The following is a 14606-nucleotide window of genomic DNA, read 5'->3' as shown; positions in this document are numbered from 1 at the left end:
TCACAGCGTCGGTCGCAACGGCTGCGGGGGGCCTGCGCGCCATCGACTGTCAGGTCGGCAAAGACCAGCGAAGTCGCCAAGATCAGCGAAGGCGCCAAGACCAGCGAAGTCCAAGAAGCCAATGCTCCGCCAATTAACCATCACAACCGCATGTCTCGCTGCGCTGCTCGCCTGCGGCGTCGCGCGCGCGAGCGATGAACTTGCCATCTCGCAAGTGCAGGCTGAGCGCGTCGGAATCGAAACCTCGCCGCTGGAGCAGCAGCCGGCCGCGATGGGCCTCAGCTTTCCCGGCAAGATCACCGTGCCGCCCGATCGCACCCGGCTGATGAACGCGCAGCTCGGCGGCCGGATCGAGCGCCTGCTGGTCCGCACCGACACCGCGATCAAGGTCGGCGACGTGCTCGCCGAGCTGCAGAGCCCGGCGCTGGCACACGCCCAGGCCGAGTATCTCGTCGCCTACAACAAGGAACGGCTGCTGCGCACCAATCTCGACCGCGAGCAGCAGCTCGCTCCCTACGGCGCAGTGCCGAAGAAGCAGGTCATCATCACCCAGAACGAATACGATCAGGCCCGCGCCACCGTCGCCGAGCGCCGCCAGGCGCTGTCGCATGTCGGCATGACCGAGCCGCAGATCGAGAAGCTGACCACCAGCCAGGTGCTCGATCCGAAGCTGACGCTGATCTCGCCGATCGACGGTGTCGTTCTCGAGAGCACCACGATGCCGGGCCAGACCATCGAGGCGCTCGCCCCGGTGTTCAGGCTGGCGCAGCTCGCGCCGTTGTGGGTGGAAGTGCAGGTCCCTGCGCTGCGTGCCGAGGATTTTGCGGTCGGCGCCCGCGTCACGTTGAACGGCCATGATTGCGTCGGCCGCGTCGTGTCGATCGGCAGCAGCGTCGAGGCGACCTCGCAAACCGTGATCGTCCGCGCCGAGTTCGACGATCCGGACCCTGATTTGCGGCCCGGCCAGATGGTCGAGGCGCGGATCGCGCCATCGACCAGCGGCAAGGCCGAATGGCGGGTGCGCTCCGGCGCCATGGTGCGGCGGGGGAGCGACGCCTTTGTGTTCGTGCAGACCAGCGGCGGCTTTGTCGCCACCCCGGTGAAGGTGCGCGAGGAACTGCCGCAATTCGCCGTGGTCAGCGGCAGTTTTCGCGGCGATGAGCGCATCGCGGTGCGCGGCGTCGCGGCGCTCAAGGGCGCGTGGCAGGGACTCGGCGGGGTCGAGTAAATGCTCGCGCGCCTGGTCGAGTTCTCGCTTGCGCATCGCCTGCTGGTGGTGCTGGCCACCCTGCTGCTGATCGGCTCCGGCGTGTACGCCGTGCGCGGGCTGCCGATCGATGCCTTCCCGGACGTCTCGCCGGTGCAGGTCAAGATCATCATGAAGGCGCCGGGCATGACGCCTGAAGAGGTCGAGAGCCGGGTGACGATGCCGCTCGAGCTCGAAATGCTCGGCATCCCCAACAAAACTATTCTGCGCTCGACCACCAAATACGGCCTCGCCGACGTCACGATCGATTTTTCCGACGGCGTCGACATTTATTGGGCGCGCAACCAGGTCGCCGAACGTCTCGCCTCCGCGATGAAGGACATGCCGGACGGGCTGACCGGCGGACTCGCGCCGATCACCACGCCGCTCGGCGAGATGTTCATGTTCACCATCGAGGGCGGCGACCTGACGCTCGCCGAGCGCCGCACGCTGCTCGACTGGACGATCCGGCCGGCGCTGCGCACGCTGCCCGGCGTCGCCGATGTGAACTCGCTCGGCGGCTATGTCCGCAGCTTCGAAATCGTCCCCGACAATCTGGCGATGGCCTCGCGCGGGATCTCGATCGACGTGCTGGAGAAAGCGATCAAGGCCAACAACCGCAATGGCGGCGCCGGCCGGCTCTCCGCCGGCGAAGAGGTGCTGCTGGTGCGCGTCGACGGCCAGGTCCGCACCCTCGACGATTTGCGCAACATCGTGCTCGCCTCGCGTGACGGCGGCATGGTGCGGGTGCGCGACGTCGCGCAGGTCCGGATCGGCAGCATCACCCGCTCCGGCGCGGTCACCCGCGACGGCCAGGGTGAGGCGGTGCAGGGTCTGGTGCTCGGGCTGCGCGGCGCCAATGCCCGCGACGTGGTCGAGGGCGTCCGCGCCAAGTTCAAGGAGCTCGAGCCGACGCTGCCGAAGGGCGTGACGCTCAAAGTGTTCTACGATCGCGGCGATCTGGTCGGCCGCGCCATCGGCACGGTGTCGAAGTCGCTGATCGAAGCCACCGTGCTGGTGATCGTGCTGCTGATCCTGTTCCTCGGCGATTGGCGCGCCGCGCTGGTGGTGGCGCTGACGCTGCCGCTGTCGGCGCTCGCCACCTTCGTGCTGATGCGCTGGGCGGGGATGTCAGCCAATCTGATGAGCCTCGGCGGTCTCGCGGTGGCGATCGGTATGCTGATCGATGCCGCGGTGGTGGTGGTCGAGAACATCATCTCGCATCTTGCGCACGACCGCCACGCCGCGCGTGTGCCGCTGCTGCACCGGATCTATCAGGCGTTGCGCGAAGTGGTGGTGCCGGTCACCTCCGGCATCGTCATCATCGTCATCGTGTTCCTGCCGCTGCTGACGCTGCAGGGGCTCGAAGGCAAGCTGTTCATCCCGGTGGCGCTGGCGATCGTGTTCGCGCTCGGTTCGTCGCTGCTGCTGGCGCTGACGGTGATCCCGGTGCTGGCCTCGCTGCTGCTGCGCACCTCCGGGCATCAAGACACCTGGCTGGTGCGCAAGATCGGCGCGGCCTACACGCCGGTGCTGCGCTTCGCGCTGCGCCGCGAAAAGACGGTGCTCGCGGTCTCGGTGCTGGCGCTGGTCGCGACCGGGTTCGCCTACGGCCAGATCGGCAAGATCTTCATGCCGACGATGGAGGAGGGCACGCCGATCGTCAGCGTCGAGAAGCTGCCCTCGATCAGCCTGGAGGAAAGCGTCAATCTCGACCTGAAGATTCAGAAGGCGGTGATGGCGGCGGTTCCCGAGGTTCAGAGCATTGTCGCCCGCGTCGGCTCCGACGAAATCGGCCTCGATCCGATGGGCCTCAACCAGACCGACACTTACGTGATCCTGAAGCCGCCGTCGGAATGGCGTAAGCCCGACGACAAGGAATGGCTGATGGGCGAGATCCGCAAGGCGCTCGGCGAATTCCCCGGCATCGGCTTCAGCTTCACCCAGCCGATCGAAATGCGCGTGCAGGAGATGATCATCGGCGCGCGCGGTGATGTGGTGGCGAAGATCTTCGGCACCGACATCGCCACGCTGAACAGCCTCGCCGAACAGATCACCGCGACGTTGAAGACGCTGAAGGGCGCCGAGGACGTCCGCACCACGCTGAACAAGGGCTTCGAGTATTACAGCGTCAAGATCGACCGGCTGCAGGCCGGCCGGCTCGGGCTCGACGTCGATCAGCTCACCGCGGCGTTGCGGACCCAGATCGACGGCGAACCCGCCGGCATCGTCGTCGAGGAGGGCCGCCGCACGCCGATCTCGATCCGCGGCCCCGATTCCCTGCGCGAGTCGCCGGCGCGCCTCGCCGGCCTCAGCCTCGTGCTCGCCGACGGCAAGTCGGTGCCGCTCACCAACGTCGCGCGGCTCGAGCGGATCGACGGACCGGTGAAGATCGATCGTGAAAACGGCCGCCGCCTCGCGCTGGTGATGAGCAACGTCTCGGGCCGCGATCTGGTCGGCTTCGTCGACGAGGCCAAGCGCGCGGTCGCCGAGCGCGTCAAGCTGCCGGAAGGCTACAGCATCGTCTGGGGCGGCCAGTTCGAGAACCAGCAGCGCGCCGCGGCGCGGCTCGGCATCGTCGTGCCGATCGCGCTGGCGCTGGTGTTTCTGCTGCTGTTCACGACCTTCGTGTCGCTGCGCCAATCGTTGCTGGTCCTGATCAACATTCCGTTCGCCTTGGTCGGGGGTGTCTTCAGTCTGCTGATCTCCGGCGAATATCTCTCGGTGCCGGCGTCGGTCGGCTTCATCGCGCTGCTCGGCATCGCGGTGCTGAACGGCCTGGTGCTGGTGACGTATTTCAACACCCTGCGCAATCAGGGCCTGCCGCCCGACGAGATCGTGATGCTCGGCTCGCAGCGGCGGTTGCGGCCGATCCTGCTCACCGCCAGCATCACCGCGTTCGGCCTGGTGCCGTTGCTCTACGCCACCGGCCCCGGCGCCGACGTGCAGCGGCCGCTGGCGGTGGTGGTGATCGGCGGCCTGGTTTCGTCGACGCTGCTGACGCTGGTGATCCTGCCGGTGCTGTATCGCCGCTTCGGCATCGCCGCGGAGAAAAAGGCATGAGCCTCGTGGTGCTGACCCTGATCGCGCCGACAGCGGTGAAAGAGGAACTGGTCGCGGCGATGCTCGCCCACCCGCAGACCGCGCAGGCCGGCTTCATCGCGCGCGAGATCGAGGGCTATGGCAACAGCGCCGATTGCGACAGCGTGGTCGAGCAGGTTCGCGGCCATGCGCTGGCCGTCGAGATCGCGCTCACCGTATCGGAAGCCGACGCGCGCAGCCTGCTCGCTGCGCTCAGCGAGGAATTCTCCCGCAGCGGCGTGATCTGGCGCATGATGGCGGCGACGGCGTCCGGGACGCTGTGAAGGCTGCGGCGCGCGATCGTCGGGCGCAACTTGGCGTTCGCTCGCAATCAAGATAGAAACATTCCTATCCACGAATTTAAAGCGGGCGCGACGATGAGCGTTTCCGACAAGACCCGACCGAACGTGCTGCCGTGGCCGCCGATGCTGCTCGGCATCGCTGCGCTGGCTTCGATCGGGCTCGGCTGGCTCGCGCCGCTTCCCGCGCCGTCGGCGCGCTGGGTGTCGCTGCTCGGCGGAGCTTTGGCGTTGCTCGGGCTCGCGCTCGATGTCTGGGCGATCCTGACGATGCGCAGCGCCAAGACCAACATCCTGCCGCATCGCGCCGCCGACCGGTTGGTGACCTGGGGGCCGTTCGGCTTCAGCCGCAATCCGATCTATCTCGCCAACACATGGCTGCTGGCCGGGATCGGGCTCGCCTTCGGCAATGCCTGGTTCATCGTGTTCGCGCTGCTCTCGGCGCTCGCGGTCGATCGCCTCGCGATCCGCCGCGAGGAACGCCACCTCGCGATCCGGTTCGGCAACGACTGGATCGAATACGCCGCGCAGACGCCGCGCTGGCTGATCCGCTGAGCATTCTTGCAAAGGAGAGTTGAATGACCACCAACGTCAAGCAATTGATCGACGCCGCCAATGCGCTCGTGCCGCGCGTCACCGTGGAGCAGGCGCGCGAGATGATGGGCAAGGGCGCGGTGGTGATCGACGTGCGCGACGCGCCGGAAGTCGAGAACACCGGCAAGGTCGAGGGCGCGCTGCACGTTTCGCGGGGGATGCTGGAATTCCGCGCCGATCCGGACTCGCCGTTCCACGACAAGCGCCTCGCCACAGACAAGCCGATCGTCGTGTACTGCGCCTCCGGCGGCCGCTCGGCCCTGGCCGGCAAGGCGCTGAAGGATCTCGGCTATACCGAGGTCTACAATCTCGGCGCGTTCAAGGACTGGGTCGAGAGTGGCGGCGCCGTCGACAAGCCGATCGACCGCGGCATGTAAGGAGCAGGCGCTTCGCGCGTATCGCTTCGTGAGCGGTCCTTCGCTCACCCGCCATTCGTCATTCCGGGATGCGCCCCTCCGGGCGCGGACCCGGAATCCATCGTCCCGGCGGTGGTAATCACTCCGGCTCGCGCCACGTCGACCGCCACGGCTCTGCGCTCAGCGGCGGCTCTTCGACTTTGATGCCTTCTTTGACTTTATCGTCTTCGATTTTGAAGTCTTTGACTTGGAAGTCTTGGACTTGGAAGTCTTGGACTTGCCAGCCTTGGGTGCCTTCGGCTTCGAGGCCGTCGACTTGGAAGCCTTCGACGGGGGCGTCCTCGATTTGGAGGTCTCGGCCTTCGCAGTCGAGGCTTTGCTCAGCTTCGCGGTCTTTTTCCTGGCCGCACCGGTCTTGGCTTTCTTCGTCTTGGCTCCGTCGGCCCCTGCCGGCTTTGCTGCGGCCTTCTTCTTCTTCGAGGCTTTCTTGGGCGCGTCGAGCAGGCCGGCCTTGGCGGCCGTGCGTTTTCGGGCCGGGCTGCCGGTCAGGCTGCGCGCCGCCCGCTTGGCGGCCGCCTTGGTGATCGCCGCCGCCCCGTCGATCACCAGATCGATCAGGCTGTCGACCAGCGGCGATTGGGGGGTCGGTCGAGCGGGCTTCGTCGGCGCATGGCCGTCGCTCGGCGGCGCGCCGCGCCGGGTCTCGTCATCCACTGCAAATCCTCCTGCGATGTTTCGATCACCCCAGCTGATGGCGTCGTAGCTGGAACCATTTCGTCGGCCGGCTTTTGACCTCGATAAACGAGGTATCAGCAGATGTCTCACATCATCACTTTGTTCCAGGCCGCTCTGCCCGTGTGGATGGTTGTCGCTCTGGTCGGCTGCACCGTCGCCGGATTCGTGCTGCTGCTCCGCCCGCTCGGCGGGCTGCGGTCACGCCGCCCGCGAATCGTGACGACGCGCCGCCCGCGCGACCTGACGCGGCGGATGTAAGCGGAGCGGTGGGCTCAGCGCGTCAGGAACTTCCAGGCCACCACCACGGCGACCAGCGCCGCGAAGATCAGCAGCGCGGGGATCGGCTTGCGGCCGCCTGGCGCTGTCGGGCGGGCGCCGCGATCGGCGGAGCGGGCGGGCTGCGGCTTCGGCGGCTTCTGGAACCGCACCACATTGTCGACCGCCATATCGCCATGTTCGGCCGACGGCGTGCGCGGCTCGGGCTCCGGCGCGTCGCCGGCGCCGCCCATGTCGCTGTAATAGGCCTGGTAGGTCTCGCGCACCGCGATCGTCTTGGATTCGATCTCGCTCATGCGGTCGAGCCGCTCGCGATAGCCGTTCAGCACCTTCTGCGCGTTCTCCGGCAGGGTGTCGAAGCTGCCGAGCTTCGCCATCATCAACCAGGTGGCGAAATCGGCCTCGGCCCTGGTTCGGGCTCGGCGGGCAATCGTGGTGCTGGGCTTGGCGGCCATGATGATCCAGTTTGATCGTACGTTCCGGATCGCGCGATTTGATGGCGATCGTGGGACGGAAGCTCTCAATAGCGGAAAACGCCATCCTGCGTCAGGTGTTCGTGTCGTCGCAACCAAAACGCGCAAGCCGAGGCTGGCGGAGCGGCGGTATGATCGCTACATTGGGTCGGCGAGGCTGCGTTTCGCGTCAGGAGCCATAATCCCCGGGGCCTTATCGATCCTTAAGGGAACTGTCCCTGGCCGGGTCCGTGGACCCGGTCACATGGTGCCCACCTACTTTCGTAGGGAACTCCGGGATCGAGCGCTTCAACGGTCATCGTGGCTTCGCACTTTTCTGTTTCCTGCCGTTTCCGGCTCACTTTCGCTTTTCCGCCAGTGTCTTCGGCTTTTCCGGCCGGCCGCCTCTGCCTATAAGCGGGGATGTCCGAGCTGTCCGAAGCCGCATCCAAAACCGAGCAGCGCGCGGCCGCATTGGCGCGGCGGCTCGCTTTGCCGGACGAGGCGCGGTCCGCCGCCGCCGCCGCGATCGCCGCCCGTGCGCTGCCGTTTGCGGTGCCGCAGGATGCGATCGTCGCCGGCTATGCCCCGATCCGCGGTGAAATCGACCCGTTTCCCCTGATGCACGCGCTGTCGGCGCGTGGCGCCAGACTGGCGCTGCCGGTGGTGACCGGGCAGGGCCGGCCGCTGCTGTTTCGCGCCTGGTCGGAAGCCGAGGCGCTGGCCCGCAGCCCGCTCGGCATTCTCGAGCCGCCGCAGGGCGCGGCCGAAATCGTCCCGGACATCGTTCTCGTGCCGCTGGCGGCGTTCGACACGCTCGGCCATCGCATCGGCTACGGCGCCGGCTACTATGATTGCACGCTCGCGGCGCTGCGCGCATCGCGGCGCATCATCGCCGCGGGGCTGGCTTTTGCCGTGCAGCAAATCGAGGTCGTCCCCGCCGCCGCCCACGACGTGGCGCTGGATTATGTGATAACCGAGCGAGAGACGCTCATTTTCCGGAGTCGATAGGCTTGCGCATTCTGTTCATCGGCGACGTGGTCGGCAAATCCGGCCGAACCGCGATCACCGACCATCTGCCCGCGGCGATCCGCGACTGGCAGGTCGACTGCACCATCATCAATGGCGAGAACGCCGCCGGAGGCTTCGGCATCACCGAGGCGATCTACCATGATTTCATCGACGCCGGCGCCGATGCGGTGACGCTCGGCAACCACGCCTGGAATCAGAAGGAGGCGCTGGTGTTCATCGAACGCGCGCCGCGTCTGATCCGGCCGGCGAATTTCCCGCGCCACACGCCGGGGCGCGGCGCCGCTTTGGTCGAAACCCGCAAGGGCGCGCGGGTGCTGGTGATCAACGCGATGGGCCGCGTCTTCATGGAGCCGCTGAACGATCCGTTCGCCGCGGTCGCGCGCGAACTCGACGCCTGCCCGCTGCGCGAAGCCGCCGACGCCGTCGTGCTGGATTTTCACGGCGAGGCGTCGAGCGAGAAGCAGGGCATGGGTTATTTCTGCGACGGCAAGGTCAGCCTGGTGGTCGGCACCCATACCCATGTGCCCACCGCCGATCATCAAATCCTGCCCGGCGGCACCGCCTACATGACCGACGCCGGCATGACCGGCGACTATGATTCGGTGATCGGCATGCACAAGGACGAGCCGCTGCAGCGCTTCACCACCGGCATCGCCTCGAGCCGTTTCGAGCCGGCCAATGGGGTCGCCACTTTGAGCGGCGTCGCGGTCGAGACCGACGACAGCACCGGCCTCGCGATCCGGATCGCCCCGGTGCGGATCGGCGGACGGCTGGAGCCGGCGGTACCGGCGTTCTGGGTGAGTTAGTCGGGGCTGCGCTGCGCGCGCTGTGTCGGTTCCAGCCTTTCGTCCGTCATTCCGGGGCGCGCGAAGCGCGAACCCGGAATGACGCACGCGAGGTTGGCGCCCCGTTGTTAGCCAACCTCAATATCGCTCCGGCACATACATCTCCGCCGGGACCGGCGTGCGGTGATAGTCGGGATGGTGGATGCGTCGCGGCAGCACCACCCGCTTGGACGGCACCTCCTTATAGGGGATCTGCTCCAACAGATGCGCGATGCAGTTCAGCCGCGCCTTCTTCTTGTCGACCGCCTGCACCACGTGCCACGGCGCCTCGGCGATGTGGGTGCGCTCCAGCATCTCCTCCTTGGCCTTGGTGTAGTTCTCCCAGCGCGCCCGCGACTGCACGTCCATCGGGCTCAGCTTCCACTGCTTGAGCGGATCGTTGATCCGCATCATGAAGCGGAGCTGCTGCTCGTCGTCGGTGATGGAGAACCAGTATTTGATCAGCACGATGCCGGAGCGCACCAGCATCCGCTCGAATTCGGGAACCGAGCGGAAGAACTCCTCGACCTCGGCCTCGCTGCAGAAACCCATCACCCGCTCGACGCCGGCGCGGTTGTACCAGCTACGGTCGAACAGAACCATCTCGCCGGCGGCCGGCAGATGCGAGACGTAGCGTTGGAAGTACCATTGCGTGCGTTCGCGCTCGCTCGGCGCCGGCAGTGCGGCGACGCGGCAGATGCGCGGATTGAGCCGCTGGGTGATGCGCTTGATGACGCCGCCCTTGCCGGCTGAATCGCGGCCCTCGAAGATCACCACCAGCTTTAGCCCCTGATGCTGCACCCAGCTCTGCAGCTTCACCAGTTCGCCCTGCAGCCGGAACAGTTCCTTGAAATAGATCCGGCGGTCGACGGTGTCGGCGGGCGAGTGGCCGGCGAACTCATTGGTCAGCGCGTCGAGGCGGTCGTCGTCGATCTCGAGTTCGAGTTCCTCGTCGAACCCGTCGAGCATCTCGGCCTCGATCCGCTGCCGCATCGTCGGCGCGGCCGCGACGGGCGTCTTGCGGGTCGGTTTGGACGGTGTCTTGGTCGCCTTGCCGGCGGGTTTTCGAGCCATTTGGTTCTCCGGGCGAAACTGCCGCCGGCAGATGCCGCTTGGTATTTGTCACGCTGATGACCGGTCGCCGGGTGCGATGATTTGGCGCGCGCCCAGCGCACTGGATATCAGCGCTGTTCCCGTGCTTCCCCGAACCGCAGCACCGCATCCACCATCCGGTCGACGTCCTCGAACGCGGTGCGGTGGTTGGTGATCGCGGCGCGGATCGCGAGCTTGCCGTCGATCGTGGTCGAGGACGGCGCGGCAATCCCCGATTCATGGATGTCGGCGACGATCTCGGCGTTCAGCGCATCGGCGTCGCCGGACGCCGCCCGGTAGCGGAAGCAGACGATGTTGAGCGCCACCGGCGCCAGCATCTCCAGCTTCGGTTCGCGCCGCACCCGCGCTTCGAGATGCCGCGCCACCGCGCAGGTGCGGGCGATCATCGCCCCCAATCGGTCGGCGCCGAAGGTCTTCAGGGTGAACCAGGTCTTCAGCGCGCGGAAGCCGCGCGACAGATCGGGGCCGAAATCGCACGGCCACGGCGAGTCCGCCGCAAGGCCGCGGGTTTCGCGGCGCAGATAGGCGGCCGGCGCGGCGAAGGTCTGGCGATGCGCCTCGCCGTCGCGCACGATCAGGAAGCCGGCGTCGTAATTCACCTGGCCCCATTTATGGAAATCCAGCGCCACCGAATCCGCTTCGCTCAGCCCTGCGAGCCGCGGGGCGATCTCGTCCGACAGCATCCCGAGCGAGCCGTAGGCGCCGTCGACGTGAAACCACAATTGCTCCTCGCGGCACACGGCGGCGAGCGCGGCGAGATCGTCGATCGCACCGACATCGACGGTGCCGGCCGAGCCGGTCACCAGGAACGGCTGAAAACCGGCGGCGCGATCCTCCGCGATCCGTCGGCGCAGCGCTGCGATATCGATGCGATGCGCGGAGTCGAACGCAATCCGCCGCAGCGCGCCCCCGCCGAGGCCGGCGAGATCGGCGGCCTGAACCACGCAGCCATGCGCCGCCGCCGATGCGTAGGCGGTCAGCGGTTCGCCCTTGATGCCGCCCTCGCGGACCTGCGGCCCGAGCGCCGCCGTGCGCGCAACTAACAGGGCCATCAGATTGGCCATCGACGAGCCGGTGACGAATAATCCGCTCGCGCTTTGCGGAAAGCCGAACAGTTCGCGCACCCAGCGCACGATCTGCCGCTCGACCTCGATGCCGATGTGATTGCGGCCGCCGCAATTGGCGTTCAGCCCCGCCGCCAGCATCTCGGCCAACATCCCCACGGCGGTGCCGCCGCCGTGCACCCAGCCCATGAAGCCGGGATGCACATTGCCGGTCGCATAGGGCGCGATGTTGTCGGTGAAGGTGCGATAGACCTCGCCGAGCGGCGTCTCGTTGCGCGGCAGCTGCTCGCTGAAGCCGGCGCGCACGGCGTCCGGGATCGGCTGCCACACCGGCCGCTCGCGCACGTCCGCGATGTAGTCGATCATATCGTCGAGCATGCGATGCGCATCGGCGCGCAGCGCGTCCCAGTCGTCGGGATCGAGGCTCGCCGCGCCGGAATGCCCTCCGGCGCGCTCCATCCCGCTCACGCCACGCCCTGCAGCCGCGACGCCACGCGCCGCTCCAGCATCGCCGCGAACGCCTCGAAAATCTTCGTCATCTGCGGCGGCTTGTAGGGATACAGCTCCGGGCTGTCCATGTTGTGGACCACCGCGGTGTTGTCGATCTCGAATACCAGCAGATCGCCGGCCGGCGTCTGCGCGCAGTCGATCGTGAAGTAATCGAGCCCGATCCCCTCGATCATGCCGCTGAGCGCGGTGCGATGCCGCCGCCCGAAGCCGATGTCGAAGGTGTGGAAGAACGCCGCTTCCTCGAGTCGCTTGGCTTCGCTCTGCGCCATCCCGGCGTTGAGGTACCAGATGTCCCAGCGGTCGGCGATCGCCATGTGGCAGGCATAGGGCTTGCCGTCGACGACGACGATCCGGTATTTGCGGAACAGCCCGTCGTCGCTGGCGTAGTCGACATAGCGCGCGACGAAGTAGTCGGCCTCCGCGCGCTCGTCCAGATACGCCGCGAGCGCGACGCTGTCCGCGATCCGCGCCAGACCGAAGCCGGCATGTGAGCCGCGCGGCCGAACGATGATCGGGAAGGCGACGCCTCCGGCCGCGTTCTGCAGCGTCGCGTGGCCCGCAGCGACCGCTGCAAGCGCGTCGCGGCCGACCGGCACGGTGGCGGGAATGTCGAGACCGTCGACGTCGCCGATCAGCCGATACAGCTTGTCGCGATCGAGATGGCCGATCAGATGCGGCGGGTTGAGCAGCGGCGCCGGCCAGTTCGCGGCGCGCGCCGCGATCGCGGCCAGCGCGGCGCGGCATTCGTCCGAATCCGACGCGATCACGATCGCGAGGTCATGCGCCGGCAACGGGTCCGGCAGCGCCACGCCGTCGACCACATACAGCGTCAGCAGCTCGATGCCGGACGTCTCCAGTAGAAACTCGATCGGCGTGTTGCCGCCCATGTCGATATCGGCGGCGAGCGCCAGCACGCGCATCTTCGGAGGCGCGCTCGCACATGGCGAGCGAAACAGCCGATGCTGCGCCAGGGTTTCGGTCTGCACCGACAGGCCGGCCTGCTTGTGGCCGAACAATTGCGTGATCAGCGCCAGATCGAGCTGCTCGCCGGCGCTCGCGGCGCCCTCGTCGACCTTGGTCATCAGGCTCTGCCACAGCGGAAACAGGTTCTCGCCGTCGAACGCCCGCTTGGTCAGGCGCGCAAAGCCGATCCGGTCGGCGATCTCCTGCGGGACGGGCGATGGCTGCGTGTCAGTCGGCATGGAAGTCCTTGGCAATGGCGTCGGGCTGCGGCAGCAGCGCTTGGATGTTGGCGACAGCGGTCGCAGCGTCGTCGAGAATGCGGGTCAGCGCGCCGTGCGCGAGGTCGGGATGCGCCGCCCAGGCGTCGATGACGTGGCGGGCGCTGATGCAGATTCGCATCGCCGCCACGGCGTCGTCGTCGCGGCCGCCCCAGCCGACCGGTTGGCCGATCAGGCATGGCGCGGCGGGGGCGCCGACCGGCGTGTCGCCGGGCCGGTCGTCGCGAAGCGCGCTGTAGATCGCGCGGCATTGCGCCAATGACAGCGGGTGCCCGCCGGGCTCGACGGTGAAGGCGAAGATCGAGGGATCGGAGAATTCGTCGTCGTGCCCGGGGCGCGGCTGCGGCGGCAACAGCCGCAACGCCGGCGCCCCGGCAATGATCTTCGCGATGCCGTCGCCGAGCTGGCGCAGCGCGGCGCGGCGGAAGGCGATGGGCACCGCGTAGTAGGCGCGGATCTCTTCCAGCGCGGCTTCCCAGCGCAGCCACTGGCCGAAATTCGGCGCTGCTGAAAACTGCGCCCGCAGCCCGCGCCAGCGCATCGGCCAGTCGCTGCGGCTGGAATAATCGGCGATCCCCGGGGCGAGCTCAGTCATCGCGCCGATCGCTTGGCCTAGTTGCGGTGGCACCAGCAGCGCGCCGCTGAATGGCGGTCCGGCGAAATATTTCGAGCCTGTCAGCAGCACCAGATCGCCGCGGGCGAGGTAACGCGCGATCCGGCTGCGGCCGAGCCGCATCTGGCAGGCATCGACCACGATCTGTACGCGGCCCGGCCATCGCGCGGCGATCTCGTCGGTGCAGCGATCGCTCGGCGCCTGATAGCCGAATTTGGAGCAATCCATCACTTCGAGCATGACCCGTGCGCCCTGGGCGACGAGCGACTCCACGGTCTCCAGCACCTCCGCGTCGATCGCCGACGGCGAACGCAGCCGGTCGTTACCGTCGCGCAGCCGCACGGCGACGCTGCTCAGCGGGCCGAGGCCGCTGACCGGCGCGCCGCGGGAGACTTTGCAATCATTGGTGCTGCGGTCGCCGAAATGATTGCCGCGCGCGGTGTTCACGGTGCCGCTGCCGGTCTGGTCGGCGGCGACGATCACGGTTGTCAGTTCGTTGCCGAGCAGCGCGCGGGTCAGCGCCAGTGCCTGCAATTGCGCGTCGGTGCCCGACGCCGAAAACACCACCTCGGCGGCGGAGCGTTCGAGGCCGAGCAGTGTCTTGAGTTCGCCGCGCATCGCTTCGATCCGCGCGTCGAAGCACTCGACCAGCCCGTGCAGCAGCGCCGAGGCCATCAGCGCGGTGCGCGCGCTCTCGGCGGCCTCGTAGCCGCGCTGCGAGATCGTGCTGGCGGTGCAGGACGAGAAAGCTGGAATGTCGGGGCAGGGGATCGGGCCGCAGCCATAGGCGTTGCGGCCGGTGCCCGGATCGATTGCGAGCCGCGCATCGCCGCCACAGGTCAATAGCTGTTCGAGGGGAGCGAACAACTCGCGCAGCGGCGAGGGAGATCGCAGCCCGGGCCCGGCCGGCGACCGGCGGTCGGCGAGTGTTCGGGGCACGCTCCCGGATTTCGACATCGCACAACCTCTGGCCCGGCGCGCGCCGGGCGGCCGTCGCGCCGCGGCCGTATGCCGGGCGCTATTCTCACCAAGACGTAAACGAACTTGGTTAACGCCTGATTTACTTCCGACCCCGGAGCTCTACGGGGCGGGCGATGGATACGGCGCACAAAAAGAAACCGGCGCCCGTGGGCGCCGGTTGGTCGTGAGCTGTTTTGGAGGATGGCAGCG

14 protein-coding genes and 1 other RNA gene are annotated in these 14606 nt (G+C 67.6%); 9 read left to right on the top strand and 6 right to left on the bottom strand.

Annotation, left to right across the window (positions count from 1 at the left end; translation table 11 throughout):
* Window positions 1–121: 121 nt before the first annotated feature.
* The 5 genes from BMY71_RS00485 to BMY71_RS00465 all read left to right on the top strand — a co-directional run bounded on the left by BMY71_RS00485 (window position 122) and on the right by BMY71_RS00465 (window position 5597).
* Window positions 122–1228, top strand: coding sequence for an efflux RND transporter periplasmic adaptor subunit (locus BMY71_RS00485; protein ID WP_041805495.1), 1107 nt, complete (start codon window positions 122–124; stop codon window positions 1226–1228).
* On the top strand, window positions 1229–4309 hold the full coding sequence (locus BMY71_RS00480) for an efflux RND transporter permease subunit (RefSeq protein WP_092680993.1): 3081 nt from the start codon (window positions 1229–1231) through the stop codon (window positions 4307–4309).
* Window positions 4306–4611: a DUF3240 family protein gene (locus BMY71_RS00475; RefSeq protein WP_092680991.1), complete on the top strand. Its 306-nt coding sequence runs from the start codon at window positions 4306–4308 to the stop codon at window positions 4609–4611. The genes BMY71_RS00480 and BMY71_RS00475 overlap by 4 nt, the downstream gene beginning before the upstream one ends.
* 93 nt (window positions 4612–4704) lie before the next feature.
* On the top strand, window positions 4705–5181 hold the full coding sequence (locus BMY71_RS00470) for a methyltransferase family protein (RefSeq protein WP_092680989.1): 477 nt from the start codon (window positions 4705–4707) through the stop codon (window positions 5179–5181).
* A gap of 23 nt (window positions 5182–5204) precedes the next feature.
* Window positions 5205–5597, top strand: coding sequence for a rhodanese-like domain-containing protein (locus tag BMY71_RS00465; RefSeq protein ID WP_011504563.1), 393 nt, complete (start codon window positions 5205–5207; stop codon window positions 5595–5597).
* Window positions 5598–5756: 159 nt separating this feature from the next.
* Here the strand turns inward: BMY71_RS00465 and BMY71_RS00460 are convergent, their stop codons facing one another.
* Entirely contained in the window at window positions 5757–6401 is a 645-nt protein-coding gene (locus BMY71_RS00460; RefSeq protein WP_139202570.1) for a recombinase RecQ, read from the bottom strand.
* Here BMY71_RS00460 and BMY71_RS24715 point away from each other — a divergent pair.
* Window positions 6393–6569, top strand: a complete 177-nt coding sequence (locus BMY71_RS24715; RefSeq protein WP_175557567.1) for a hypothetical protein — start codon at window positions 6393–6395, stop codon at window positions 6567–6569. The two genes, BMY71_RS00460 and BMY71_RS24715, sit on opposite strands and share 9 nt — an antisense overlap.
* A 14-nt stretch (window positions 6570–6583) precedes the next feature.
* Here the strand turns inward: BMY71_RS24715 and BMY71_RS00455 are convergent, their stop codons facing one another.
* The gene (locus BMY71_RS00455) at window positions 6584–7042 is read right to left on the bottom strand and encodes a hypothetical protein (protein ID WP_011504559.1); all 459 of its coding nucleotides are present in this window, start codon (window positions 7040–7042) and stop codon (window positions 6584–6586) included.
* Between the two features lie 169 nt (window positions 7043–7211).
* On the opposite strand from BMY71_RS00455, the gene ssrS reads away from it, so the two are divergent.
* From ssrS to BMY71_RS00440, 3 genes are all read left to right on the top strand, one after another.
* Window positions 7212–7371: non-coding RNA, 6S RNA (gene ssrS, locus BMY71_RS00450), on the top strand.
* Between the two features lie 91 nt (window positions 7372–7462).
* Complete coding sequence (locus BMY71_RS00445; RefSeq protein ID WP_011504558.1) at window positions 7463–8050, top strand: 5-formyltetrahydrofolate cyclo-ligase; 588 nt, start codon at window positions 7463–7465, stop codon at window positions 8048–8050.
* A 2-nt stretch (window positions 8051–8052) separates the two neighbouring features.
* The gene (locus tag BMY71_RS00440) at window positions 8053–8877 is read left to right on the top strand and encodes a TIGR00282 family metallophosphoesterase (protein ID WP_011504557.1); all 825 of its coding nucleotides are present in this window, start codon (window positions 8053–8055) and stop codon (window positions 8875–8877) included.
* A gap of 117 nt (window positions 8878–8994) precedes the next feature.
* Here BMY71_RS00440 and ppk2 read toward each other — a convergent pair whose 3' ends face one another.
* From ppk2 to BMY71_RS00420, 4 genes are all read right to left on the bottom strand, one after another.
* A complete protein-coding gene (gene ppk2 / locus BMY71_RS00435; protein WP_210185052.1) occupies window positions 8995–9888 on the bottom strand; it encodes a polyphosphate kinase 2 in 894 nt (297 codons plus the stop codon).
* A gap of 188 nt (window positions 9889–10076) precedes the next feature.
* Window positions 10077–11531, bottom strand: coding sequence for a pyridoxal phosphate-dependent decarboxylase family protein (locus BMY71_RS00430; RefSeq protein ID WP_175557596.1), 1455 nt, complete (start codon window positions 11529–11531; stop codon window positions 10077–10079).
* Between the two features lie 5 nt (window positions 11532–11536).
* Window positions 11537–12784, bottom strand: coding sequence for an ATP-grasp domain-containing protein (locus BMY71_RS00425; RefSeq protein ID WP_092680981.1), 1248 nt, complete (start codon window positions 12782–12784; stop codon window positions 11537–11539).
* A complete protein-coding gene (locus tag BMY71_RS00420; protein WP_092680979.1) occupies window positions 12774–14393 on the bottom strand; it encodes a hypothetical protein in 1620 nt (539 codons plus the stop codon). The genes BMY71_RS00425 and BMY71_RS00420 overlap by 11 nt, the downstream gene beginning before the upstream one ends.
* Between the last annotated feature and the right edge of the window lie 213 nt (window positions 14394–14606).

Source organism: Rhodopseudomonas pseudopalustris (assembly GCF_900110435.1).
Classification (GTDB): domain Bacteria; phylum Pseudomonadota; class Alphaproteobacteria; order Rhizobiales; family Xanthobacteraceae; genus Rhodopseudomonas; species Rhodopseudomonas pseudopalustris.
Note: the sequence above shows the minus strand (reverse complement) of the source record. Positions and strands in the feature narration are given on the sequence as shown.